This is a genomic window from Citrobacter sp. RHB25-C09 (assembly GCF_013836145.1).
GTDB lineage: Bacteria > Pseudomonadota > Gammaproteobacteria > Enterobacterales > Enterobacteriaceae > Citrobacter_A.
The window spans coordinates 861,388-887,296 of the sequence record NZ_CP057483.1; the positions used below are offsets into that span (position 1 = coordinate 861,388).

Annotated in this window: 24 protein-coding genes; 21 read left to right on the forward strand and 3 right to left on the reverse strand. The window is 54.3% G+C overall.

What is annotated here, in order from left to right; genetic code table 11:
• Nucleotide 1: 1 nt before the first annotated feature.
• The 21 genes from ilvN to mutT all read left to right on the forward strand — a co-directional run bounded on the left by ilvN (nt 2) and on the right by mutT (nt 24,210).
• Entirely contained in the window at nt 2-493 is a 492-nt protein-coding gene (gene ilvN, locus HVY19_RS04090; RefSeq protein ID WP_042290075.1) for an acetolactate synthase small subunit, read from the forward strand.
• 223 nt (nt 494-716) lie between these two features.
• Nucleotides 717-1,721, forward strand: coding sequence for a catabolite repressor/activator (cra, locus tag HVY19_RS04095; protein WP_181684214.1), 1,005 nt, complete (start codon nt 717-719; stop codon nt 1,719-1,721).
• Nucleotides 1,722-2,364: 643 nt separating this feature from the next.
• The gene (mraZ, locus tag HVY19_RS04100; protein ID WP_181683107.1) at nt 2,365-2,823 is read left to right on the forward strand and encodes a division/cell wall cluster transcriptional repressor MraZ; all 459 of its coding nucleotides are present in this window, start codon (nt 2,365-2,367) and stop codon (nt 2,821-2,823) included.
• A 2-nt stretch (nt 2,824-2,825) separates the two neighbouring features.
• Complete coding sequence (gene rsmH / locus HVY19_RS04105) at nt 2,826-3,767, forward strand: 16S rRNA (cytosine(1402)-N(4))-methyltransferase RsmH (protein WP_181683108.1); 942 nt, start codon at nt 2,826-2,828, stop codon at nt 3,765-3,767.
• Nucleotides 3,764-4,129, forward strand: a complete 366-nt coding sequence (gene ftsL / locus HVY19_RS04110) for a cell division protein FtsL (RefSeq protein ID WP_181683109.1) — start codon at nt 3,764-3,766, stop codon at nt 4,127-4,129. Before rsmH ends, ftsL begins: the two co-directional genes overlap by 4 nt.
• Nucleotides 4,130-4,144: 15 nt before the next feature.
• On the forward strand, nt 4,145-5,902 hold the full coding sequence (gene ftsI / locus HVY19_RS04115) for a peptidoglycan glycosyltransferase FtsI (protein WP_181683110.1): 1,758 nt from the start codon (nt 4,145-4,147) through the stop codon (nt 5,900-5,902).
• On the forward strand, nt 5,889-7,376 hold the full coding sequence (gene murE, locus HVY19_RS04120; protein WP_181683111.1) for a UDP-N-acetylmuramoyl-L-alanyl-D-glutamate--2,6-diaminopimelate ligase: 1,488 nt from the start codon (nt 5,889-5,891) through the stop codon (nt 7,374-7,376). Before ftsI ends, murE begins: the two co-directional genes overlap by 14 nt.
• Nucleotides 7,373-8,731: a UDP-N-acetylmuramoyl-tripeptide--D-alanyl-D-alanine ligase gene (gene murF / locus HVY19_RS04125; protein ID WP_181683112.1), complete on the forward strand. Its 1,359-nt coding sequence runs from the start codon at nt 7,373-7,375 to the stop codon at nt 8,729-8,731. Before murE ends, murF begins: the two co-directional genes overlap by 4 nt.
• Nucleotides 8,725-9,807, forward strand: coding sequence for a phospho-N-acetylmuramoyl-pentapeptide-transferase (mraY, locus tag HVY19_RS04130; protein WP_181683113.1), 1,083 nt, complete (start codon nt 8,725-8,727; stop codon nt 9,805-9,807). The genes murF and mraY overlap by 7 nt, the downstream gene beginning before the upstream one ends.
• 2 nt (nt 9,808-9,809) lie before the next feature.
• Nucleotides 9,810-11,126 carry a UDP-N-acetylmuramoyl-L-alanine--D-glutamate ligase gene (gene murD, locus HVY19_RS04135; protein ID WP_181683114.1) on the forward strand — a complete coding sequence of 439 codons (1,317 nt, stop codon included), beginning with the start codon at nt 9,810-9,812 and terminating at the stop codon, nt 11,124-11,126.
• Nucleotides 11,126-12,370 carry a cell division protein FtsW gene (ftsW, locus tag HVY19_RS04140; protein ID WP_181683115.1) on the forward strand — a complete coding sequence of 415 codons (1,245 nt, stop codon included), beginning with the start codon at nt 11,126-11,128 and terminating at the stop codon, nt 12,368-12,370. Before murD ends, ftsW begins: the two co-directional genes overlap by 1 nt.
• Entirely contained in the window at nt 12,367-13,434 is a 1,068-nt protein-coding gene (gene murG, locus HVY19_RS04145; RefSeq protein ID WP_181683116.1) for an undecaprenyldiphospho-muramoylpentapeptide beta-N-acetylglucosaminyltransferase, read from the forward strand. The genes ftsW and murG overlap by 4 nt, the downstream gene beginning before the upstream one ends.
• 56 nt (nt 13,435-13,490) lie before the next feature.
• The gene (gene murC / locus HVY19_RS04150; RefSeq protein ID WP_181683117.1) at nt 13,491-14,966 is read left to right on the forward strand and encodes a UDP-N-acetylmuramate--L-alanine ligase; all 1,476 of its coding nucleotides are present in this window, start codon (nt 13,491-13,493) and stop codon (nt 14,964-14,966) included.
• Complete coding sequence (locus HVY19_RS04155; protein WP_181683118.1) at nt 14,959-15,879, forward strand: D-alanine--D-alanine ligase; 921 nt, start codon at nt 14,959-14,961, stop codon at nt 15,877-15,879. Before murC ends, HVY19_RS04155 begins: the two co-directional genes overlap by 8 nt.
• 1 nt (nt 15,880) lies before the next feature.
• Nucleotides 15,881-16,711: a cell division protein FtsQ gene (gene ftsQ / locus HVY19_RS04160; RefSeq protein WP_181683119.1), complete on the forward strand. Its 831-nt coding sequence runs from the start codon at nt 15,881-15,883 to the stop codon at nt 16,709-16,711.
• Nucleotides 16,708-17,970, forward strand: a complete 1,263-nt coding sequence (ftsA, locus tag HVY19_RS04165) for a cell division protein FtsA (RefSeq protein ID WP_003018755.1) — start codon at nt 16,708-16,710, stop codon at nt 17,968-17,970. The genes ftsQ and ftsA overlap by 4 nt, the downstream gene beginning before the upstream one ends.
• A 59-nt stretch (nt 17,971-18,029) precedes the next feature.
• Complete coding sequence (gene ftsZ / locus HVY19_RS04170) at nt 18,030-19,181, forward strand: cell division protein FtsZ (protein ID WP_181683120.1); 1,152 nt, start codon at nt 18,030-18,032, stop codon at nt 19,179-19,181.
• A 100-nt stretch (nt 19,182-19,281) separates the two neighbouring features.
• The gene (gene lpxC / locus HVY19_RS04175) at nt 19,282-20,199 is read left to right on the forward strand and encodes a UDP-3-O-acyl-N-acetylglucosamine deacetylase (RefSeq protein ID WP_181683121.1); all 918 of its coding nucleotides are present in this window, start codon (nt 19,282-19,284) and stop codon (nt 20,197-20,199) included.
• Nucleotides 20,200-20,475: 276 nt separating this feature from the next.
• The gene (secM, locus tag HVY19_RS04180; RefSeq protein WP_181684215.1) at nt 20,476-20,982 is read left to right on the forward strand and encodes a secA translation cis-regulator SecM; all 507 of its coding nucleotides are present in this window, start codon (nt 20,476-20,478) and stop codon (nt 20,980-20,982) included.
• 62 nt (nt 20,983-21,044) lie between these two features.
• A complete protein-coding gene (secA, locus tag HVY19_RS04185; RefSeq protein WP_181683122.1) occupies nt 21,045-23,750 on the forward strand; it encodes a preprotein translocase subunit SecA in 2,706 nt (901 codons plus the stop codon).
• Between the two features lie 67 nt (nt 23,751-23,817).
• Entirely contained in the window at nt 23,818-24,210 is a 393-nt protein-coding gene (gene mutT / locus HVY19_RS04190) for an 8-oxo-dGTP diphosphatase MutT (RefSeq protein ID WP_181683123.1), read from the forward strand.
• A 94-nt stretch (nt 24,211-24,304) separates the two neighbouring features.
• Here mutT and yacG read toward each other — a convergent pair whose 3' ends face one another.
• From yacG to coaE, 3 genes are read right to left on the reverse strand one after another with little or no spacing between them, the layout of a single operon-like run.
• Complete coding sequence (gene yacG, locus HVY19_RS04195; protein ID WP_181683124.1) at nt 24,305-24,499, reverse strand: DNA gyrase inhibitor YacG; 195 nt, start codon at nt 24,497-24,499, stop codon at nt 24,305-24,307.
• Between the two features lie 9 nt (nt 24,500-24,508).
• A complete protein-coding gene (gene zapD / locus HVY19_RS04200; RefSeq protein ID WP_181683125.1) occupies nt 24,509-25,252 on the reverse strand; it encodes a cell division protein ZapD in 744 nt (247 codons plus the stop codon).
• Nucleotides 25,252-25,872 carry a dephospho-CoA kinase gene (gene coaE / locus HVY19_RS04205; RefSeq protein ID WP_181683126.1) on the reverse strand — a complete coding sequence of 207 codons (621 nt, stop codon included), beginning with the start codon at nt 25,870-25,872 and terminating at the stop codon, nt 25,252-25,254. The genes zapD and coaE overlap by 1 nt, the downstream gene beginning before the upstream one ends.
• Between the last annotated feature and the right edge of the window lie 37 nt (nt 25,873-25,909).

Genomic DNA, 25,909 nt, shown 5'->3' on the forward strand with positions numbered 1-25,909 from the left:
TATGCGCCGGATATTATCTGTACTGCTGGAGAACGAGTCCGGGGCATTATCACGAGTGATTGGCCTCTTTGCCCAGCGCGGTTACAACATCGAAAGTCTGACCGTTGCGCCGACGGACGATCCCACGCTTTCGCGCATGACTATCCAGACGGTTGGTGACGAAAAGGTGCTGGAGCAGATTGAAAAACAGCTGCACAAGTTGGTGGATGTCCTGCGGGTCAGTGAACTGGGGCAGGGCGCGCACGTCGAGCGTGAAATAATGCTGGTGAAGCTGCAGGCCAGTGGCTATGGACGCGAAGAGGTTAAGCGCAATACGGAAATCTTCCGTGGGCAGATTATTGACGTAACGCCAACCCTTTATACCGTTCAACTGGCGGGGACCAGCGATAAACTGGATGCCTTTCTGGCAACGCTTCGTGAAGTGGCGAAAATCGTTGAGGTTGCCCGTTCCGGCGTGGTCGGGCTATCCCGTGGCGATAAGATAATGCGTTAGTCATTTTCGTGATTGCTCTGCCGGATGGCGCTAACGCTTATCCGGCCAACGAAACAATTTCGAACCTAGCCCAGTTCATGTAATTGGGCTTTTTTTTGCGAAATCCGTGGTAACCCACAATAAAAGCGGTTGCCGCAGTGACTATTCTGCGTTTGAATGTTAAAGAGTTTAACCCATGCCGTTACAATGGTTATGGATTGTACATTTTACGCAAGGGGCAATTGTGAAACTGGATGAAATCGCTCGGTTGGCGGGAGTTTCGCGCACGACTGCAAGCTACGTGATAAACGGAAAAGCAAAGCAATACCGCGTGAGTGATAAGACTGTCGAAAAAGTCATGGCGGTGGTGCGAGAGCATAATTATCACCCGAACGCCGTGGCCGCTGGGCTGCGTGCTGGACGCACACGTTCTATCGGGCTGGTCATTCCCGATCTGGAGAACACGAGCTATACCCGCATAGCGAACTATCTTGAACGTCAGGCGCGTCAGCGTGGTTATCAACTGCTGATTGCCTGCTCGGAAGATCAGCCTGACAACGAAATGCGCTGTATCGAACACCTGTTGCAGCGCCAGGTTGATGCGATCATTGTTTCCACATCTCTGCCACCGGAGCATCCTTTCTATCAGCGCTGGGCTAATGACTCCTTCCCGATTGTGGCGTTGGACCGCGCATTAGATCGCGAACATTTCACCAGCGTAGTGGGGGCCGACCAGGACGACGCAGAGATGCTGGCAGGGGAGTTACGTAAATTCCCGGCTGACAACGTGCTTTATCTGGGGGCGCTGCCTGAGCTTTCTGTGAGTTTCCTGCGTGAGCAAGGGTTCCGTGCCGCCTGGAAAGACGATCCGCGCGAAGTGAATTTCCTCTATGCCAACAGCTACGAGCGCGAAGCCGCAGCACAGCTGTTTGAGAAATGGCTCGAAACCCACCCGATGCCCCAGGCGTTGTTCACAACGTCATTTGCGCTGTTACAAGGCGTGATGGACGTGACGCTACGTCGCGAAGGCAAGTTACCGACAGATCTGGCGATTGCGACGTTCGGCGATAATGAGCTGCTTGATTTCCTGCAATGCCCGGTACTGGCCGTAGCACAGCGCCACCGCGATGTCGCCGAGCGCGTGCTGGAGATCGTCCTTGCGAGCCTGGACGAGCCGCGCAAACCGAAGCCGGGTTTAACGCGTATTAAACGTAACCTCTATCGTCGCGGCGTCTTGAGTCGCAGCTAGTGTATTTTAGCAGGCCGGATAACGCGCAAGGCGTCGCTATCCGGCAACTGCGCCACGTCAAGCCAACATCTATTGCCCTTTATATTTTTCGCGCTTCAATGACCTTATCGGAATTAGGATTATTCTTTAGATTTTTCTAAACCTTTACAAATACCCCGCATTTAAACGAAATAGGCCGCTAATCGGATAATTGTAAAGTCCTCGCCGATGCGCCTTGTATTATTTTGTTACACGCCAGACATCAATTGCCGAATTAACAAACACTTTTCAATCCCGCGTCAGGCAGCTCTCGTCTGGCTTACTGGCACAAGGGTTACAACAGCCATAAACAGGGGCTGTATTCATGATGCAATATGTCTTAAAATGCCGCTCGCGTCGCAAACTGACACTTTATATTTTCTTTTTAAAATATCGGGTCGATTTAAAACGGTCGTGAGTTTTACATTTTTTTCTTACAAATATTCATGACGTTAATTTGCTTCGCGCGTTGGGCGTTATTTAATCAATGCTGATATTAGCCGTAAACATTGGGTTTTTTACTCCGTTAAGCGTTGTGACTCGCTTGACAAGCTTTTCCTCCGCTCCGTAAACTCCTTTGAGTGGGAATTTGTGGGGTAAAGTGGTAAGGAGGGGAAGAACTGGCATGTTTCGAGGTGCAACGCTAGTCAATCTCGACAGTAAAGGGCGCTTATCCGTGCCTACCCGTTACCGGGATCAACTGCTCGAGAACGCTACCGGTCAAATGGTATGTACCATTGACATCCATCACCCGTGCCTGCTGCTTTACCCCCTGCCTGAATGGGAAATTATCGAGCAAAAATTATCGCGTCTGTCGAGCATGAACCCGGTTGAACGCCGCGTACAGCGTTTACTGTTGGGGCATGCGAGCGAATGTCAGATGGACAATGCCGGTCGACTGCTGATCGCGCCTGTCCTGCGGCAACATGCCGGTCTGACGAAAGAAGTGATGCTGGTTGGGCAGTTCAACAAATTTGAACTGTGGGATGAAACGACCTGGTATCAACAGGTCAAGGAAGATATCGACGCTGAGCAATCTGCTACCGAAATGTTGTCGGAGCGATTGCAGGACTTGTCTCTATAAAGATGATGGAAAACTTTAAACACACCACGGTGCTGCTGGACGAGGCCGTAAACGGCCTGAATATTCGCCCTGACGGCATCTATATTGATGGCACCTTTGGTCGCGGGGGTCACTCACGTCTTATTCTTTCGCAACTTGGCGAAGAAGGGCGTCTGCTGGCTATCGATCGCGATCCGCAGGCTATTGCCGTTGCCCAGACCATCAATGATCCTCGCTTCTCCATCATTCATGGGCCTTTCTCTGCGCTGGCTGACTATGTCGGCGAGCGCGATCTGACTGGCAAGATCGACGGGATTCTTCTCGATCTTGGCGTCTCTTCACCGCAACTTGACGATGCGGAACGCGGCTTTTCCTTTATGCGTGATGGCCCGCTGGATATGCGTATGGACCCGACGCGTGGTCAGTCCGCCGCCGAGTGGCTGCAAACCGCAGAAGAAGCCGACATCGCCTGGGTGCTAAAAACCTTTGGCGAAGAGCGTTTTGCCAAACGTATTGCCCGCGCCATCGTTGAGCGTAATCGCGAACAACCCATGACCCGCACGAAAGAACTGGCGGAAGTGGTTGCGGCGGCAACACCGGTGAAAGACAAATTCAAACATCCCGCGACCCGTACCTTCCAGGCGGTGCGCATTTGGGTAAACAGTGAACTGGAGGAGATAGAGCAGGCGCTAAAAAGCTCGCTCAGCGTGCTGGCCCCGGGTGGGCGGCTTTCGATTATCAGTTTCCACTCGCTGGAAGACCGTATTGTGAAGCGTTTTATGCGTGAACAAAGTCGCGGTCCGCAGGTTCCGGCTGGATTACCGATGACCGAAGCGCAGCTCAAAAAACTGGGTGGCCGTGAGTTACGAGCATTAGGCAAGATGATGCCGGGCGAAGAAGAGGTTGCAGAGAATCCTCGTGCCCGTAGTTCAGTTCTGCGCATTGCAGAGAGGACGAACGCATGATCGGCAGAGTGACAGAAGCCCTAAGCAAAGTTAAGGGATCGATAGGAAGCAACGAGCGCCATGCCTTGCCTGGCGTGATCGGTGACGATCTTTTGCGGTTTGGGAAGCTGCCACTCTGTCTGTTCATTTGCATCATTGTCACGGCGGTCACAGTGGTGACAACGGCGCACCATACGCGCTTACTGACCGCACAGCGTGAACAACTGGTTCTGGAACGTGATGCGCTGGATATCGAATGGCGCAACCTGATCCTTGAAGAGAACGCGCTCGGCGATCATAGCCGGGTTGAACGGATCGCGACAGAAAAGCTGCAATTGCAGCATGTTGATCCGTCACAAGAAAATATCGTAGTGCAGAAATAAGGAAAAACGCGACGCATGAGAGCAGCGGCCAAAACTAAGCGCCAGGAAGAACAAACCAACTTTATCAGTTGGCGTTTTGCGTTGCTCTGCGGCTGCATTTTACTCGCGCTGGGTTTCCTGCTGGGGCGCGTTGCCTGGCTGCAAATTATCGCCCCGGACATGCTGGTTCGGCAAGGTGATATGCGCTCACTGCGCGTGCAGGAAGTGGCGACATCTCGCGGCATGATTACCGATCGTTCAGGGCGTCCGCTGGCGGTCAGCGTACCGGTGAAGGCGATCTGGGCTGACCCGAAAGAAGTGCATGAAGCGGGCGGCGTGAGCGTCGGCGATCGCTGGAGAGCGCTGTCTACCGCGTTGAATATCCCACTCGATCAGCTGGCCGCGCGCATCAATGCTAACCCGAAAGGGCGCTTTATCTATCTGGCGCGCCAGTTAAACCCGGATATGGCGGACTACATCAAGAAATTGAAACTGCCGGGGATCTATCTGCGTGAAGAGTCGCGTCGTTACTATCCTTCCGGGGAAGTGACCGCTCACCTCATTGGTTTTACCAACGTCGACAGCCAGGGTATCGAAGGCGTTGAAAAAAGTTTCGACAAGTGGCTCACCGGTCAACCGGGCGAGCGCGTTGTGCGTAAAGACCGCTATGGTCGCGTTATCGAAGATATCTCTTCTACCGACAGCCAGGCGGCACATAACCTTGCGCTCAGTATTGACGAACGTTTACAGGCGCTGGTTTATCGCGAACTGAACAATGCCGTGGCGTTTAACAAAGCGGAATCAGGAAGCGCGGTACTGGTGGATGTTAACACCGGGGAAGTGCTGGCGATGGCAAATAGTCCGTCTTACAACCCCAATAATCTCAGTGGTACGCCGAAGGACGCCATGCGTAACCGTACCATTACCGACGTCTTCGAACCGGGTTCTACCGTCAAGCCGATGGTCGTCATGACCGCGCTTCAGCGTGGAATCGTCAATGAAAACTCGGTTCTCAATACGGTGCCTTATCGAATTAACGGTCACGAAATCAAAGACGTGGCGCGTTACAGCGAATTGACCCTGACTGGGGTATTACAGAAGTCGAGTAACGTCGGCGTTTCTAAGCTGGCGTTAGCGATGCCGTCCTCAGCGTTAGTAGATACTTACTCACGTTTTGGGCTGGGAAAAGCGACCAATTTGGGGTTGGTCGGAGAACGCAGTGGCTTATATCCTCAAAAACAACGGTGGTCTGACATAGAGAGGGCCACCTTCTCTTTCGGCTATGGGCTAATGGTAACCCCGTTACAGTTAGCGCGAGTCTACGCAACAATTGGTAGCTACGGCGTGTATCGTCCGCTGTCGATAACCAAAGTTGATCCTCCGGTTCCCGGTGAGCGTATCTTCCCGGAATCGACCGTGCGCACCGTCGTTCATATGATGGAAAGCGTGGCACTGCCTGGCGGCGGTGGCGTGAAGGCGGCGATTAAGGGTTATCGCATCGCCATTAAAACCGGTACTGCGAAAAAAGTCGGGCCGGACGGTCGCTACATCAATAAATACATTGCTTATACCGCAGGCGTTGCGCCTGCGAGTCAGCCGCGCTTCGCGCTGGTTGTTGTGATCAACGATCCGCAGGCGGGTAAATATTACGGCGGCGCCGTTTCCGCACCGGTGTTTGGTGCCATCATGGGTGGCGTTCTTCGCACCATGAACATTGAGCCGGATGCGCTGGCAACGGGCGATAAAAATGAATTTGTAATTAATCAAGGCGAGGGTACAGGTGGCAGATCGTAATTTGCGCGACCTTCTTGCTCCGTGGGTAACCGGTTTACCTGCGCGGGCACTGCGAGAGATGACACTCGACAGCCGTGTGGCTGCGTCGGGCGATCTCTTTGTGGCAGTGAAAGGTCATCAGGCGGACGGGCGTCGATATATCCCGCAGGCGATAGCGCAAGGTGTGGCTGCCATTATTGCAGAGGCGAAAGATGAGGCGACCGACGGAGAAGTCCGTGAAATGCACGGTGTCCCGGTTATCTATCTCAGCCAGCTAAACGAGCGTTTATCTGCACTGGCGGGTCGCTTTTATCACGAGCCCTCTGAAAATCTGCGTCTGGTCGGCGTTACCGGTACCAACGGTAAAACCACTACCACACAACTGCTGGCGCAGTGGAGCCAACTGCTTGGCGAAACCAGTGCGGTAATGGGCACGGTGGGCAACGGTCTGCTGGGTAAAGCGATCCCAACGGAAAATACCACCGGTTCAGCGGTGGACGTACAGCACGTTCTGGCGGGACTGGTTAACGAAGGTGCCACCTTTGGCGCGATGGAAGTGTCTTCCCACGGACTGGTTCAGCATCGTGTGGCTGCATTGAAATTCGCCGCCTCAGTGTTTACCAACCTGAGCCGTGATCATCTTGATTATCACGGTGACATGGAACAGTACGAAGCGGCGAAATGGCTGCTCTTTTCCACTCACCACTGCGGCCAGGCGATCGTCAACGCCGATGACGAAGTGGGCCGCCGCTGGCTGGCAAAATTGCCGGATGCGGTTGCGGTTTCAATGGAAGACCATATTAACCCGAACTGTCACAACCGCTGGCTGAAAGCAGTTGCGGTGACCTATCACGACAGTGGTGCAACGATCCGCTTTGCCTCAAGCTGGGGTGAAGGTGAAATTGAAAGCCGCCTGATGGGCGCCTTTAACGTCAGCAATCTGCTGCTGGCGCTGGCGACATTGCTGGCGCTTGGCTATCCGCTAGCCGATCTGCTGACCACCGCTGCGCGTTTACAGCCCGTGTGCGGGCGCATGGAAGTCTTTAGCGCACCGGGTAGAACTACCGTGGTCGTTGATTATGCTCACACCCCTGATGCGCTGGAAAAAGCACTGCAGGCGGCGCGTCTGCACTGTACCGGGCAACTCTGGTGTGTCTTCGGCTGCGGCGGCGATCGCGACAAAGGTAAGCGCCCACTGATGGGGGCGATTGCCGAACAGTTTGCTGATGTTGTGGTTGTCACCGACGACAACCCGCGTACCGAAGAGCCGCGCGCCATCATCGACGACATTCTGGCAGGGATGATGGATGCTGGTCGGGCAAAAGTGATGGAAGGCCGTGCAGAAGCGGTGACTAACGCCATTATGCAGGCGAAAGAGAACGATGTTGTGCTGGTGGCAGGTAAAGGCCACGAGGATTATCAGATTGTTGGCACACAGCGTCTCGACTATTCCGATCGCGTCACGGCGGCACGCCTGTTGGGGGTTATCGCATGATTAGCGTAACGCTTAGCCAGCTCGCCGGGATCGTTAGCGGACAACTGCAAGGCGATGACCTTTCTATCGATGCCGTTACCACCGATACGCGTAAGCTGACGCCGGGGTGCCTGTTTGTGGCGCTGAAAGGCGAACGTTTTGATGCCCATGATTTTGCCGATAAGGCGAAAGCGGGGGGGGCAGGCGCGCTGCTGGTCAGCCGTCCGCTCAATATCGATTTACCGCAGGTTATTGTAAAAGACACCCGTCTGGCGTTCGGCGAGCTGGCAGCATGGGTTCGTGCACAGGTACCCGCGCGCGTTGTGGCACTGACCGGTTCCTCCGGTAAGACCTCGGTCAAAGAGATGACCGCCGCGATCCTCAGCCAGTGCGGCAATACGCTGTATACCGCAGGTAATCTCAATAACGATATCGGCGTGCCGATGACGTTGCTGCGTTTAAATAACGATTATGACTATGCCGTCATTGAACTGGGCGCGAATCATCAGGGCGAAATTGCATGGACCGTCAGCCTGACGCGTCCGGAGGCTGCGCTGGTGAATAACCTGGCGGCTGCGCATCTGGAAGGTTTTGGCTCTCTGGCGGGCGTGGCGAAAGCGAAGGGCGAAATTTTTACCGGTCTGCCGGAAAACGGTATCGCCATTATGAATGCCGATAACAACGACTGGCTGAACTGGCAGGCGATTATTGGCGATCGTAAGGTCTGGCGTTTCTCGCCGAATGCCGCAAACAGTGATTTCACGGCGACCAATATTCATGTGACTTCTCACGGCACCGAGTTTTCGCTGCAAACCCCAACCGGAAGCATCGATGTACTGTTGCCGTTACCGGGGCGCCACAACATCGCCAATGCGCTGGCCGCTGCCGCACTGTCGATGGCTGTCGGCGCGACGCTGGAAGCCATTAAAACGGGTCTTGCGAATTTACAGGCTGTACCGGGCCGTCTGTTCCCCGTCCAGTTGGCAGAGAACAAACTGCTGCTTGATGACTCCTACAATGCGAACGTTGGCTCAATGACCGCCGCGGTTCATGTGCTGGCCGAAATGCCGGGCTACCGCGTACTGGTGGTTGGCGATATGGCGGAGTTGGGCGCAGAAAGTGAAGCATGTCATGTACAGGTCGGTGAAGCGGCGAAAGCGGCAGCCATTGACTGCGTGCTGAGTACGGGAAAACTGAGTCAGGCCATCAGTGATGCCAGCAGTGTGGGCGCGCATTTTGCGGATAAACCCGCGCTGATCGCACACCTTAAGGCGTTGGTGGCTGAGCATCAGATGATAACGATTTTAGTGAAGGGTTCACGTAGTGCCGCCATGGAAGAGGTAGTACGCGCATTACAGGAGAAAGGATCATGCTAGTTTGGCTGGCCGAACATTTGGTCAAATATTATTCAGGCTTTAACGTCTTTTCCTATCTGACGTTTCGCGCCATTGTCAGCCTGCTGACCGCGCTGTTCATCTCACTGTGGATGGGCCCGCGCATGATCGCTCGTCTGCAACAACTCTCCTTCGGTCAGGTCGTCCGTAATGACGGTCCGGAGTCCCACTTCAGCAAACGCGGAACGCCAACGATGGGCGGGATCATGATCCTGACGGCAATCGTCATTTCCGTTCTGCTTTGGGCCTACCCGTCAAACCCCTACGTCTGGTGCGTACTGGTGGTGCTGGTCGGTTACGGCATTATCGGCTTTGTCGATGACTATCGAAAAGTGGTGCGAAAAGACACTAAAGGCCTGATTGCGCGCTGGAAATACTTCTGGATGTCAGTGATCGCGCTGGGTGTGGCCTTCGCGCTATATCTGGCTGGAAAAGACACGCCAGCGACCGAACTGGTCGTGCCGTTCTTTAAAGACGTGATGCCTCAGTTGGGGCTGTTTTACGTTCTGCTGGCTTATTTCGTGATCGTCGGGACCGGCAACGCGGTCAACCTGACAGATGGTCTGGATGGCCTGGCGATTATGCCGACCGTCTTCGTAGCGGCAGGTTTCGCACTGGTAGCATGGGCAACCGGTAACATGAACTTCGCCAATTACCTGCACATACCTTATCTCCGCCATGCGGGGGAACTGGTGATCGTCTGCACGGCGATCGTCGGCGCGGGGTTAGGCTTCCTGTGGTTTAACACCTATCCGGCACAAGTCTTTATGGGCGATGTGGGATCGCTGGCACTGGGCGGCGCGTTGGGCATTATTGCCGTATTACTGCGCCAGGAGTTCCTGCTGGTGATCATGGGTGGGGTATTTGTGGTGGAAACTCTGTCGGTGATCCTGCAGGTGGGCTCGTTCAAACTGCGCGGGCAGCGTATTTTCCGCATGGCGCCGATTCACCATCACTATGAACTTAAAGGTTGGCCGGAGCCGCGCGTCATTGTGCGCTTCTGGATTATTTCGCTGATGCTGGTGCTGATTGGCCTGGCAACGCTGAAGGTACGTTAATCATGGCTGATTACCAGGGTAAAAACGTCGTCATCATCGGTCTGGGCTTAACCGGACTGTCTTGCGTGGACTTTTTCCTTGCCCGCGACGTGACCCCTCGTGTGATGGATACCCGCGCGACGCCGCCGGGTCTGGATAAGTTGCCGGAAACGGTAGAGCGCCACGTTGGCAGCCTGAACAATGACTGGCTGCTGAGTGCGGATCTGATTGTCGCAAGCCCGGGCATCGCGCTGGCGCACCCGGCGTTAAGTGCTGCCGCAGACGCGGGCGTAGAGATTGTGGGCGACATTGAATTGTTCTGTCGCGAAGCGCAGGCCCCCATCATCGCTATTACCGGATCAAACGGGAAAAGCACCGTCACGACGCTGGTCGGCGAGATGGCGAAAGCGGCTGGCGTGAACGTGGGCGTTGGCGGCAATATCGGTCTGCCTGCGCTCATGCTGCTTGATGATGAGCGCGAGCTGTACGTGCTTGAGCTGTCCAGCTTCCAGCTGGAAACCACCACCAGCCTGCAGGCGGTGGCGGCAACCATTCTTAACGTTACCGAAGACCACATGGACCGCTATCCGTTTGGTTTACAACAATATCGTGCAGCAAAACTGCGGGTTTATGAGAATGCTAAAGTCTGCGTGGTAAATGCCGATGATGCCCTGACCATGCCGATTCGTGGTGCTGATGAACGCTGCGTGAGTTTTGGCGTGAATATGGGCGATTATCACCTCAACCGGCAGCAGGGTGAAACCTGGCTGCGGGTCAAAGGTGAGAAAGTTTTGAACGTGAAAGAAATGACGCTTTCCGGTCAGCATAACTATACCAACGCCCTCGCGGCGCTGGCGCTGGCGGATGCAGCAGGGTTACCTCGCGCAAGCAGTCTGAAAGCATTAACCACGTTCACCGGTCTGGCGCACCGCTTCCAGTTGGCGTTTGAGCACAACGGCGTACGTTGGATCAACGACTCGAAAGCGACCAACGTGGGCAGCACTGAGGCAGCACTGAATGGGCTGCAGGTTGACGGAACGCTGCATCTGCTGCTTGGCGGCGACGGCAAGTCGGCGGATTTCTCGTCGCTGAGACGTTATCTGGAAGGTGACCGCGTGCGGCTGTACTGCTTTGGTCGTGATGGCGCGCAATTGGCCGCGCTACGTCCGGAAATTGCGGAGCAGACAGAGACGATGGAAGAGGCGATGCGTTTGCTCGCGCCGCGCGTGAAGTCCGGTGACATGGTGTTGCTGTCACCGGCCTGCGCCAGCCTCGATCAGTTTAAGAATTTTGAGCAGCGGGGCGATCTCTTTACCCGTCTGGCGAAGGAGCTGGGCTGATGCGGTTATCACTCCCTCGCCTGAGAATGCCGCGCCTGCCGGGATTTGGCATCCTGGGGTGGATCTTTGCGGCGCTGAAAGGCTGGGTGATGGGCTCGCGGGACAAAGATACCGACAGCCTGATTATGTACGATCGCACGCTGCTGTGGCTGACACTGGGCCTGGCGGCGATCGGCTTTGTTATGGTGACATCGGCTTCCATGCCCGTAGGTCAGCGTCTGGCGGGGGATCCGTTCCTGTTTGCCAAGCGTGATGCGCTCTATATTTTTCTGGCCTTTTGTCTGGGCTTGATCACGTTACGTCTGCCAATGGAGTTCTGGCAGAAGTACAGCACCATGATGCTGATCGCGTCGATCGTCATGCTGCTGATCGTACTGGTGGTCGGGAGTTCGGTAAATGGGGCATCGCGCTGGATTGCCCTGGGGCCGCTGCGTATTCAGCCTGCGGAGTTTACGAAGCTATCGCTATTCTGCTACCTGGCGAACTATCTGGTGCGCAAGGTTGATGAAGTGAGAAATAACCTGCGCGGCTTTTTAAAGCCAATGGGCGTGATTCTGGTACTGGCGATCCTGCTGCTGGCGCAGCCTGACCTCGGTACGGTGGTGGTTCTGTTCGTCACCACGCTGGCGATGCTGTTTCTGGCAGGCGCGAAGTTGTGGCAGTTCATCGCCATTATCGGCATGGGAATTTCGGCAGTGGTGCTGCTGATCCTTGCCGAACCGTACCGTATTCGCCGCGTGACGTCGTTCTGGAACCCGTGGGATGACCCGTTTGGCAGCGGTTATCAGCTCACTCAGTCACTGATGGCGTTTGGTCGTGGTGAAATTTGGGGGCAAGGACTGGGTAACTCGGTGCAAAAACTGGAGTATCTGCCGGAAGCGCATACCGACTTCATCTTCGCTATTATTGGCGAAGAACTGGGTTATATCGGTGTGGTCCTTGCACTTTTAATGGTATTCTTCGTCGCTTTTCGTGCGATGTCGATCGGGCGCAAAGCGCTGGAAATCGACCACCGATTCTCCGGGTTTTTGGCTTGCTCAATCGGGATTTGGTTTAGTTTTCAGGTGCTGGTAAACGTCGGTGCAGCGGCCGGTATGCTGCCCACGAAAGGCCTGACGTTGCCGCTGATAAGCTACGGCGGTTCGAGTTTATTGATTATGTCGACAGCCATCATGATGCTGTTGCGCATTGATTATGAAACGCGTCTGGAAAAAGCCCAGGCGTTTGTACGAGGTTCACGATGAGTGGTCAAGCGAAGCGGTTGATGGTGATGGCAGGCGGTACCGGCGGACATGTGTTCCCGGGACTGGCGGTCGCGCATCATTTAATGGCCCAGGGCTGGGAAGTTCGCTGGCTGGGTACCGCAGATCGTATGGAAGCGGATTTAGTACCAAAGCATGGCATCGAGATTGACTTCATTCGTATTTCCGGACTGCGTGGCAAAGGCGTGAAGGCGCTGCTTGCCGCGCCGATGCGTATTTTTAACGCCTGGCGACAGGCGCGGGCGATCATGAAATCGTACAAGCCCGATGTCGTGCTCGGCATGGGCGGGTATGTCTCTGGTCCTGGCGGGCTGGCGGCGTGGTCGTTAGGTATTCCGGTTGTGCTGCATGAACAAAACGGGATCGCCGGGCTCACCAACAAATGGCTGGCGAAGATTGCCACCAAGGTGATGCAGGCGTTTCCTGGCGCGTTCCCAAACGCGGAAGTGGTCGGTAACCCGGTGCGTACCGATGTCCTGGCGCTGCCGCTGCCGCAGGAACGTCTTGGCGGACGCGAAGGTCCGATTCGCGTGCTGGTTGTCGGCGGTTCTCAGGGCGCTCGCGTTCTGAATCAGACCCTGCCGCAGGTGGCCGCAAAATTGGGCGATGCGGTAACGTTCTGGCATCAGAGCGGAAAGGGCGCCCAGCAGACAGTAGAACAGGCTTATGCCGACGCGGGGCAACCGCAGCATAAAGTCACCGAATTTATTGATGATATGGCCGCCGCCTATGCGTGGGCGGATGTGGTGGTCTGCCGGTCTGGTGCCTTGACGGTAAGTGAAATTGCCGCTGCTGGCTTGCCGGCGCTCTTTGTGCCGTTTCAGCATAGAGACCGCCAGCAGTACTGGAATGCGCTACCGCTGGAAAAAGCGGGTGCCGCCAAAATTTTTGAGCAGCCACAGTTTACGGTGGATGCCGTCGCCAACACCCTGGCGAGCTGGAACAGAGACGCATTGCTGGAGATGGCGCAGCGCGCACGTGCGGCCGCGATTCCGGATGCGACGGAGCGGGTGGCAAAAGAAGTGAGTCTGGCAGCCCAGGCTTAACCCTCGCAGCGCGTGTTGCGCTGCACGAATTTTAAGTAGTCGATGGCGTTTAGAGAATGAATACACAACAACTGGCAAAACTGCGTTCTATCGTGCCCGAGATGCGTCGCGTCCGGCACATTCACTTTGTTGGCATCGGTGGTGCTGGCATGGGCGGTATTGCCGAGGTTCTGGCCAACGAAGGGTATCAGATCAGTGGTTCCGATTTAGCGCCAAACCCAGTGACGCAGCAGTTGACGAATCTGGGCGCGACGATTTATTTCCACCATCGCCCGGAAAACGTGCGCGATGCGAGCGTTGTGGTTGTCTCCAGCGCCATTTCTGCCGATAACCCGGAGATTGTGGCAGCGCATGAAGCGCGCATTCCGGTTATCCGCCGCGCAGAAATGTTGGCAGAGTTGATGCGTTTTCGTCACGGCATCGCCATTGCCGGGACGCACGGTAAAACCACCACCACCGCGATGGTGTCCAGCATCTATGCGGAAGCGGGGCTGGATCCGACGTTTGTTAATGGCGGATTAGTGAAGGCTGCGGGCGTCCATGCGCGTCTCGGCCATAGCCGATATTTAATTGCGGAAGCGGATGAGAGCGACGCGTCGTTCCTGCATCTGCAACCGATGGTGGCAATCGTCACCAACATCGAAGCCGACCATATGGATACCTATCATGGCGACTTCGAAAATTTGAAGCAGACGTTTATTAACTTCCTGCATAACCTGCCGTTTTACGGGCGTGCGGTGATGTGTGTCGACGATCCGGTGATCCGCGAGCTACTTCCGCGCGTCGGTCGCCAGACAACCACTTACGGTTTTAGCGACGACGCTGATGTCCGGGTGGAAGATTACCAGCAGATTGGGCCGCAGGGGCATTTTACGCTGCTGCGTCAGGGCATGGCCGATCTGCGTGTGACGCTGAACGCACCGGGGCGTCATAACGCCCTGAATGCGGCCGCCGCTGTGGCTGTCGCCACGGAAGAGGGTATTGAAGACGACGCGATTCTGCGCGCGCTGGAAAGCTTCCAGGGCACCGGTCGCCGTTTCGACTTCCTCGGTGAATTCCCGCTTGAGCCAGTAAATGGCAAAGCGGGTACGGCGATGCTGGTCGATGATTACGGGCACCACCCAACAGAAGTGGACGCAACGATCAAAGCCGCACGCGCAGGCTGGCCGGATAAAAATCTGGTCATGCTGTTTCAGCCGCACCGCTTCACTCGAACGCGCGATCTGTATGACGATTTCGCCAACGTGCTGACGCAGGTTGATGCGCTGCTGATGCTGGACGTATACGCTGCCGGCGAAGCGCCGATTCCAGGTGCCGATAGCCGTTCGCTGTGCCGTACGATTCGTGGCCGCGGCAAAATTGACCCGATTCTGGTGTCTGATCCGGCTCAGGTTGCGGAGATGCTGGCACCTGTGTTGACCGGTAATGATTTGATTCTGGTGCAGGGCGCAGGAAATATCGGCAAAATCGCCCGTTCCTTAGCCGAAATCAAACTGAAGCCGCAAACTCAGGAGGACGAACAGCATGGCTGATAAAATCGCGGTCCTGTTGGGCGGGACATCTGCAGAGCGTGAAGTTTCGCTGAATTCCGGTGCGGCGGTTCTGGCAGGGCTACGTGAAGGTGGCGTGGACGCCCATCCGATCGACCCAAAAGAAACCGATGTTACCCAGCTAAAGTCGATGGGCTTTAACAAGGTATTTATTGCTCTACACGGTCGCGGCGGCGAAGACGGTACGCTGCAAGGATTGCTGGAACTGATTGGCCTGCCGTACACCGGTAGCGGCGTGATGGCCTCGGCAATCTCAATGGATAAACTGCGCAGCAAACTGCTGTGGCAGGGCGCGGGTTTACCCGTAGCACCTTGGGTCGCGATGACGCGTGCGCAGTTTGAAAATGGGCTGAGTGAAGACTGTGTAAGCCAAATTTCTGCGCTGGGTTTGCCGTTGATTGTAAAGCCAAGCCGCGAAGGCTCCAGCGTCGGGATGTCAAAGGTGACGGAATATGATGCATTGCAGAGTGCATTAGCGCTGGCATTTCAGCATGATGAAGAAGTTCTGATTGAGAAATGGCTCAGCGGTCCGGAATATACGGTGGCAATACTCGGTAATGAAATTTTACCGTCAATCCGTATCCAACCCGCCGGAACCTTCTATGATTATGAGGCGAAGTATCTCTCTGATGAGACACAGTATTTCTGTCCTGCTGGTTTAGAAAGCGAACAAGAAGCAATTTTGCAGGCATTAGTGCTGAAAGCGTGGAACACGCTGGGTTGCGAAGGTTGGGGTCGTATTGACGTTATGCTGGACAGCGATGGACAGTTTTATTTGCTGGAAGCCAATACCTCTCCGGGCATGACTAGCCACAGTCTGGTGCCGATGGCGGCACGTCAGGCGGGAATGAGCTTCTCGCAGTTGGTGGTACGTATACTGGAGTTGGCGGACTGATATGTCGCAGGCTGCGCTGAACACGCGAAACAGTGAGGAAGAACTTTCTTCTTCACGTCGCAATAATGGAACACGTCTTGCAGGAATACTCTTCCTGCTGATGGTGCTCTGCACCGTGTTTGCCAGCGGCTGGGTGGTGTTGGGGTGGATGGAAGACGCGCAGCGTTTACCGCTCTCGAAGCTGGTGTTAACCGGCGAGCGTCACTACACGAAGAATGATGACATCCGCCAGTCGATTCTGGCACTTGGGGCGCCTGGCACCTTTATGACTCAGGATGTGAATATCATCCAGAGCCAGATCGAGCGTCTGCCCTGGATCAAACAGGCGAGCGTCAGAAAGCAATGGCCTGATGAATTGAAGATTCATCTGGTTGAATATGTGCCGATTGCGCGTTGGAATGATCAGCATATGGTGGATGCCGAAGGTAATACCTTCAGCGTACCGTCCGATCGCACCAGCAAGCAGGTATTGCCCATGTTGTACGGTCCAGAAGGCAGCGCAAATGAAGTGTTGCAAGGGTATCGGGACATGGGACAGGTGCTGGCGAAGGACAGGTTTACTCTGAAGGAAGCGGCGATGACCGCTCGTCGTTCCTGGCAGTTGACGCTGAATAACGATATTAAGCTCAACCTTGGCAGGGGCGACACGATGAAACGTTTGGCTCGCTTTGTAGAACTTTACCCGGTTTTACAGCAGCAGGCGCAAACCGATGGCAAACGGATTAGCTACGTTGATTTGCGTTATGACTCAGGCGCGGCAGTAGGGTGGGTACCCTTACCGCCTGAGGAATCTAATCAGCAACAGAATCAGGCACAGGCAGAACAACAATGATCAAGGCGACGGACAGAAAACTGGTAGTTGGACTGGAGATTGGCACCGCGAAGGTAGCCGCTTTAGTAGGGGAAGTTCTGCCCGACGGTATGGTCAATATTATTGGCGTGGGCAGTTGCCCGTCACGGGGTATGGACAAAGGCGGGGTTAACGACCTTGAGTCCGTAGTGAAGTGTGTACAGCGCGCCATTGACCAGGCTGAATTGATGGCGGATTGCCAGATTTCCTCAGTGTATCTGGCGCTTTCAGGTAAACATATTAGCTGTCAGAATGAGATCGGTATGGTGCCGATCTCGGAAGAAGAAGTGACGCAGGAAGACGTGGAAAACGTTGTGCATACCGCGAAGTCAGTGCGCGTTCGCGATGAGCATCGTGTGCTGCACGTTATTCCGCAGGAATATGCGATTGACTATCAGGAAGGCATCAAAAATCCTGTCGGTCTTTCCGGCGTGCGCATGCAGGCAAAGGTGCATTTGATCACCTGCCACAACGATATGGCAAAAAACATTGTCAAAGCCGTTGAACGATGTGGCCTGAAAGTTGACCAACTGATATTTGCCGGGCTGGCAGCCAGTTATTCCGTATTGACGGAAGATGAACGTGAACTGGGCGTCTGCGTCGTGGATATCGGTGGTGGTACAATGGATATCGCCGTTTATACTGGCGGGGCGTTGCGCCACACCAAAGTGATTCCCTACGCCGGGAATGTGGTCACCAGCGACATCGCGTATGCTTTCGGCACACCGCCGAGCGACGCGGAAGCCATTAAGGTGCGTCACGGGTGCGCGCTGGGCTCCATCGTCGGTAAAGACGAAAGCGTTGAGGTGCCAAGCGTGGGCGGTCGACCGCCGCGCAGTCTGCAACGGCAGACGCTGGCAGAGGTAATCGAGCCGCGTTATACCGAGCTGCTCAACCTGGTCAACGAAGAGATATTGCAATTACAGGAACAGCTTCGCCAGCAGGGTGTGAAACATCATCTGGCGGCGGGGATTGTATTAACCGGTGGCGCGGCGCAAATTGAAGGTCTTGCAGCCTGTGCCCAGCGCGTGTTTCATACGCAAGTGCGTATTGGCGCGCCGCTGAATATTACTGGTTTGACGGATTACGCTCAGGAGCCGTATTACTCAACGGCGGTGGGGCTGCTTCACTACGGGAAAGAGTCCCATTTAAGTGGTGAAGCCGAAGTAGAAAAACGTGTTACGGCATCAGTCGGCTCATGGATTAAACGTCTTAATAGCTGGCTGCGAAAAGAGTTTTAATTTTTAATGAGACCGACGAAAATTACGGTCTCAGGCGACAGGCACAACGGAGAGAGATTATGTTTGAACCAATGGAATTAACCAACGACGCGGTGATTAAAGTCATCGGCGTCGGTGGCGGCGGCGGCAATGCTGTTGAACATATGGTGCGCGAGCGCATTGAGGGTGTCGAATTCTTCGCGGTTAATACCGACGCTCAGGCGTTGCGAAAGACCGCTGTCGGCCAGACCATCCAGATTGGTAGCGGTATTACCAAAGGTCTGGGTGCTGGTGCGAACCCGGAAGTGGGTCGCAACGCAGCCGATGAAGATCGTGAAGCCCTGCGCGCAGCGCTCGAAGGTGCAGACATGGTCTTTATCGCAGCTGGCATGGGCGGCGGTACCGGTACCGGTGCAGCGCCAGTGGTTGCTGAAGTCGCTAAAGATCTCGGCATCCTGACCGTCGCTGTCGTGACTAAGCCTTTCAACTTCGAAGGCAAGAAGCGTATGGCATTCGCTGAACAGGGGATTACCGAGCTGTCCAAGCATGTTGACTCCCTGATCACCATCCCGAACGATAAACTGCTGAAAGTTCTCGGTCGTGGTATCTCTCTGCTCGACGCGTTTGGCGCGGCGAACGACGTGCTGAAAGGCGCGGTGCAGGGTATCGCTGAACTGATTACGCGTCCGGGTCTGATGAACGTCGACTTCGCTGACGTGCGCACCGTGATGTCCGAAATGGGCTACGCGATGATGGGTTCCGGTGTGGCAAGCGGTGAAGACCGTGCGGAAGAAGCGGCTGAAATGGCGATCTCTTCTCCACTGCTGGAAGATATCGATCTGTCTGGTGCGCGTGGCGTGCTGGTTAACATCACGGCGGGCTTCGACCTGCGTCTGGATGAGTTCGAAACCGTGGGTAACACCATCCGTGCCTTTGCTTCGGATAATGCGACCGTGGTGATCGGTACTTCGCTTGATCCGGATATGAACGATGAACTGCGTGTTACCGTTGTTGCTACTGGTATTGGCATGGACAAACGTCCTGAAATTACCCTGGTCACCAACAAGCAGGTACAGCAGCCGGTACTGGATCGTTATCAGCAGCACGGTATGGCACCGTTGACGCAAGAGCAGAAGCCGGTGGCGAAAGTGGTTAACGACAATACGCCGCAAACCGCGAAAGAGCCGGATTATCTGGATATCCCTGCATTCCTGCGTAAGCAAGCCGATTAAGAATTGGCTGGAATTTGGGATTCGAGGCTCTTTGTGCTAAACTGGCCCACCGAATGTATAGTACACTTCGGTTGGATAGGTAATTTGGCGAGATAATACGATGATCAAACAAAGGACACTTAAACGTATCGTTCAGGCGACGGGTGTCGGTTTACATACCGGCAAGAAAGTCACCCTGACCTTACGCCCTGCGCCGGCCAACACCGGGGTCATCTATCGTCGCACCGACTTGAATCCACCGGTAGATTTTCCGGCCGATGCCAAATCTGTGCGTGATACCATGCTCTGTACGTGTCTGGTCAACGAGCATGATGTACGGATTTCAACCGTTGAGCACCTTAACGCTGCTCTGGCGGGTTTGGGCATCGATAACATTGTTATCGAAGTTAACGCACCGGAAATCCCGATCATGGATGGCAGCGCTGCGCCGTTCGTCTACCTGCTGCTTGATGCCGGTATTGAGGAACTGAACAGCGCGAAGAAATTTGTACGCATCAAAGAGACTGTTCGAGTCGAAGATGGCGACAAGTGGGCCGAATTCAGACCGTACAATGGTTTTACGTTGGATTTCACCATCGACTTCAACCATCCGGCGATCGATTCCAGCACACAGCGCTATGCGATGAACTTCTCTGCTGACGCGTTTATGCGCCAGATCAGCCGCGCGCGTACTTTCGGTTTCATGCGTGATATCGAATATCTGCAGTCCCGTGGCCTGTGCCTGGGCGGCAGCTTCGATTGTGCCATCGTTGTTGACGATTATCGCGTATTGAACGAAGACGGCCTGCGTTTTGAAGATGAATTCGTTCGTCACAAAATGCTCGACGCGATCGGTGACTTGTTCATGTGTGGTCACAACATTATTGGTGCATTTACCGCCTATAAATCCGGTCATGCATTGAATAACAAACTGCTGCAGGCTGTCCTGGCAAAACAGGAAGCCTGGGAATATGTGACCTTCCAGGACGACGCAGAACTGCCGCTGGCTTTCAAAGCGCCTTCGACCGTACTGGCATAACGACACACGTTGTCGCAAAAATTCGACTGGTAAATCTGGCACTCTCTCCGGCCAGGTAAGCCAGTCGTTTTTTTTGGCGCTTTTATGCCAAGCTTGTAAGCGGGCTGATGATCTCTTCTGTAAAACGCGTTGCTGAATCGAAATGCCGAGCGAACGCTGTTTTCTTAAGCACTTTTACCCACAACTTCTTATCAATACTGCTGCCGTGTCTGCGCATTAATGATAAGATTTGTGCGCAAAAAACGTTTTGACGACAATGATTGGGAAGGCAATAACGTGAGTGGAATACTGACGCGCTGGCGACAGTTAGGTAGACGCTACTTCTGGCCGCATCTCTTATTAGGGATGGTCGCGGCGAGTTTTGGCTTGCCTGCGCTCAGCAATGCCGCAGAACCCAACACACCGGCAAAAGCGACGGCCACCCGTCACGATCAAAGCGTAAACGTTAATTTTAGCCAACTGGCTCTGCTGGAAGCGACCAATCGTCGCCCGAATTTTACCGTCGACTACTGGCATCAGCATGCGATTCGTACGGTTATTCGCCACCTTTCCTTCGCTATGGCGCCACAAACGCTGTCCGTAGCCGAAGAACCGTTACCGCTTGAAGCGCATCATCTGGCGTTGCTGAATACGCTCAGTGCGATGCTGACGCAAGAAGTTGCGCCTTCAGCCGCTACGCCGCGCGTAACGTACTCCCATTTTACTCCTCAGGCTCGCTTTTCTACGCCGGTCTGGATTAGCCAGGCGCAAGGCATACGCGCTGGCCCTCAACGCCTCAGCTAAAAAATAAAAAACCTTTACCTAATTATTAAGACTCCGCAGCGCGGGGCGTTTGAGATTTTATTATGCTAATCAAATTATTAACGAAAGTATTCGGTAGCCGTAACGATCGTACGTTGCGTCGTATGCGTAAAGTGGTAGGCGTGATCAACGCGATGGAACCGGAGATGGAAAAACTCTCCGACGACGAACTGAAAGCGAAAACAAATGAATTTCGTGCACGCATCGAAAAAGGGGAAAGTGTCGAAAGCCTGATCCCTGAAGCGTTTGCTGTGGTGCGTGAAGCCAGTAAGCGTGTGTTCGGTATGCGCCACTTTGACGTGCAACTACTGGGCGGTATGGTGCTCAATGAACGCTGCATCGCTGAAATGCGTACTGGTGAAGGTAAAACCCTCACCGCGACGCTGCCGGCTTACCTGAACGCGCTGAGCGGGAAAGGTGTTCACGTTGTAACGGTGAACGACTATCTGGCGCAGCGTGACGCCGAAAACAACCGTCCGCTGTTTGAATTCCTGGGTATGACCGTCGGTATCAACCTGCCAAACATGCCTGCGCCAGCTAAGCGTGAAGCCTACGCCGCAGACATTACCTACGGTACCAACAACGAATACGGTTTCGATTACCTGCGTGACAACATGGCATTCAGCCCTGAAGAGCGCGTACAGCGTAAATTGCACTATGCGTTGGTGGATGAGGTTGACTCCATCCTGATCGATGAAGCGCGTACGCCGCTGATCATTTCCGGCCCGGCTGAAGACAGCTCGGAAATGTACAAAAAAGTGAATAAAATCATCCCGTATTTGATTCGTCAGGAAAAAGAAGACTCCGACACCTTCCAGGGTGAAGGCCACTTCTCCGTGGATGAGAAAGCGCGTCAGGTTAACCTGACCGAACGCGGCCTGGTGCTGATTGAAGAACTGCTGGTAAAAGAAGGCATTATGGACGAAGGCGAGTCGCTATACTCACCGGGCAACATTATGCTGATGCACCATGTGACCGCTGCGCTACGTGCGCATGCGCTGTTTACCCGCGATGTCGACTATATCGTGAAAGACGGCGAAGTTATTATCGTCGACGAACACACCGGTCGTACCATGCAGGGCCGTCGCTGGTCTGATGGTCTGCACCAGGCGGTTGAAGCCAAAGAAGGCGTGGATATCCAGAACGAGAACCAGACGCTGGCTTCCATTACTTTCCAGAACTACTTCCGTCTGTACGAAAAACTGGCGGGGATGACCGGTACGGCCGATACGGAAGCGTTTGAATTCAGCTCGATCTACAAGCTGGATACCGTGGTGGTGCCGACCAACCGCCCGATGATCCGTAAAGACATGCCGGATCTGGTCTATATGACCGAAGCGGAAAAAATTCAGGCCATTATTGAAGATATTAAAGAGCGTACCGCGAACGGCCAGCCGGTGCTGGTGGGTACCATCTCTATCGAGAAATCCGAGGTTGTTTCCAACGAACTGACCAAAGCGGGCATTAAGCACAACGTGCTGAACGCCAAGTTCCACGCCAACGAAGCGGCTATTGTGGCACAGGCGGGTTACCCGGCGGCAGTGACTATCGCCACCAACATGGCGGGTCGTGGTACCGATATCGTGCTGGGTGGTAGCTGGCAGGCCGAAGTGGCGGAACTGGAAAACCCAACGCCGGAGCAGATCGAAAAAATTAAAGCTGACTGGCAGGTTCGCCATGAAGCAGTGCTGGCATCTGGCGGTCTGCATATCATTGGTACAGAACGTCACGAATCGCGTCGTATCGATAACCAGCTGCGCGGTCGTTCTGGCCGTCAGGGGGATGCGGGTTCCTCTCGTTTCTACCTGTCGATGGAAGATGCGTTGATGCGCATTTTTGCCTCTGACCGTGTTTCCGGCATGATGCGTAAGCTGGGGATGAAGCCGGGCGAAGCCATTGAGCACCCGTGGGTGACCAAAGCGATTGCCAATGCTCAGCGCAAAGTCGAAAGCCGTAACTTTGATATTCGTAAGCAACTGCTGGAATATGATGACGTTGCCAACGATCAGCGTCGTGCTATTTACTCCCAGCGTAACGAACTGTTGGACGTAAGCGATGTTAGCGAAACCATCAATAGCATTCGTGAAGATGTGTTCAAAGCGACCATCGACGCCTACATCCCGCCGCAGTCTTTGGAAGAGATGTGGGATATTCCAGGTCTTCAGGAACGTCTGAAGAATGATTTCGACCTGGATATGCCGATCGCCGAGTGGTTGGATAAAGAGCCAGAGTTGCACGAAGAAACGCTGCGTGAACGTATCCTGGCGCAGGCGATTGAAGTGTATCAGCGTAAAGAAGAAGTGGTTGGCGCTGAGATGATGCGTCACTTTGAGAAAGGCGTCATGCTGCAAACCCTCGACTCACTGTGGAAAGAGCACCTTGCAGCGATGGATTACCTACGTCAGGGCATCCACCTGCGTGGCTATGCGCAAAAAGATCCGAAGCAGGAATACAAGCGTGAATCCTTCTCAATGTTTGCTTCCATGCTGGAATCGCTGAAATATGAAGTGATCAGCACGCTGAGCAAAGTTCAGGTGCGTATGCCGGAAGAAGTTGAAGCCATGGAGCAGCAGCGTCGTGAGGAAGCTGAACGTCTGGCACAGATGCAGCAGCTTAGCCATCAGGACGCTGACAGCGCCGCAGCAGCAGACCTGGCAGCACAAACGGGCGAGCGCAAAGTGGGACGTAACGATCCGTGTCCTTGCGGTTCCGGTAAAAAATACAAACAGTGCCACGGCCGACTGAGCTGATACGGGCCTGCATTCAATAACGAGACGAAGGCGCAGGAAACTGCGCCTTTTTTACAGGTCAGACATCATGAAAACACTGCAAATTGCCGTCGGCATTATCCGTAATGCCCGCAACGAAATTTTTATCACCCGTCGTGCCGCCGATGCCCATATGGCGAATAAACTGGAATTCCCCGGTGGAAAAATAGAAGCGAATGAAACCCCGGAACAGGCGGTAATTCGGGAGTTGCAGGAAGAAGTCGGCATTACTCCGCTGAACGCTACGCTTTTTGAGAAGCTGGACTATCAGTTCCCGGATCGACATATCACGCTGTGGTTCTGGCTGGTGGAAAGCTGGGAAGGGGAGCCGTGGGGTAAAGAGGGGCAGCCAGGGGAATGGATCGCCGCTGAGGCGCTGAATATGGAAGATTTTCCGCCCGCAAACGAGCCGGTAATCGCCAGGCTGATTCAGTCTTTGTAGGCCTGATAAGCGTAGCTTCAGGGCATTTATTTGCCAGGACGCTTCTGCCGGATGGCAACATTGTCTTATCCGGCCTACAGGTTACAGCCACACTTTACTCTTTTTCTTCGCTCCAGCCGTCACTGTCTGACAGATCGCTATTGCTGGGAATGCGTTTCTCTTCCGCTGCCCATTCACCTAAATCAATTAACTGACAACGTTTGGAACAGAACGGGCGGAACGGGCTCACTTCACCCCAGACGACGGTTTTCCCGCAGGTGGGACAAGTGACGGTAATGGTTTCTGACATCTTTACTCCTTAACAGCAGGCCAGCTCGAAATCGAGGCGCTCAGGGACGGTGCCCCGGTCGCTATCAAGCGGCATAAAACGAATCGCAAAACGGCTTTTATGTCCGGAGATTTGCGGATAAAGCTGTAACGCTAACGGTAACTCAAGACGCAGCAAATCGGCATCTTCCCCATTGTCCTGATAAAAACCGTTCAAACTGGTTTGCTTACGGAACGGTGCTGAGTTGCGAATCAAATCGAGGATCAGCGTTAGCGCTTGATTAAGCGGGTTCAGGCTGGCAAGCCAGGCATTGACCTGAGCGTCGCGCTGCGCTTGTGGCATATGCAACCAAATATGCAGGGTGGGTAAATCAAAACTACAGCACCCACCAGGGATGCTCAGTCTCTGGCGAACCAGTCCAATCAACCTGTCTTCACGTAAGTATTGACCTATGCGCGGAGCGGAAATCAAGATGCTGCCAGCGTTTTTCAACTGTTGGCGCAGTGCGTCAATTCGGCTTTGATCAACACCCGGGACCTCTTTCCACGCCTGAAGTTTTCGCTGCTGGCGTTCGAGTTCTTTCAGTAATTCCGTACGCACTTCCCCACGCTCGAACACGTCCAGCAAATCCCCGGCATTGCGGAAAAAATGCAATGCGCTGGCATGACTGTCGATGGGCAGATGACTGGAGAGTTGTTGAATCAAAAACTCGATACGTAGCCATGTACGCATTTTCTCATTGAGAGGATGTTCAAAAAGGACCTGGGTGTGCATTACGGTTTTTCCTGTAAGACAAACTGCGACGCCAACTGGAGATAGAGGGCGTGCAAGCGGGCGACATCCGACATGATACTGTCTGGTGTGCCATTGTTATTAATAACATCGTCTGCCACGGCAAGGCGCGCTTCACGCGTCGCCTGGGCAGCGAGAATCTGTTCAACATGTTCACGGGTGACATCATCGCGAAGCATGGTTCTGGAAAGCTGCGTTTGAGGCGAGACATCTACCACCAGCACGCGATTGGCTTTGGTATAGAGTGCGTTTTCAACCAATAGCGGTACCACCCACAAGACATAAGGCGAGGTAGCCTGCTGAAATTGACGCTGGGTTTCCTGCTGAATGAGAGGGTGCAGCAACGCTTCGAGCCAGGCTTTCTCCTCTGGATGAGCGAATATTCGCTCGCGAAGCATTTTCCGCTCAAGTGTGCCGTCAGCGGCAATCAGTTCCGGGCCAAAATGATCGGCGATGGACTTCAGGGCAGGTTTACCCGGTTCGACGACCTGGCGGGCAATAATATCGGCGTCTGTTATATGAATTCCGAGGTCAGCAAATGCGTTCGCAACGGTACTTTTACCGCTGCCAATGCCGCCTGTTAAGGCTACTGTATACCTCATAAGCTTTTGTCCTGGAGATTCAATAAAAAAATCAAAT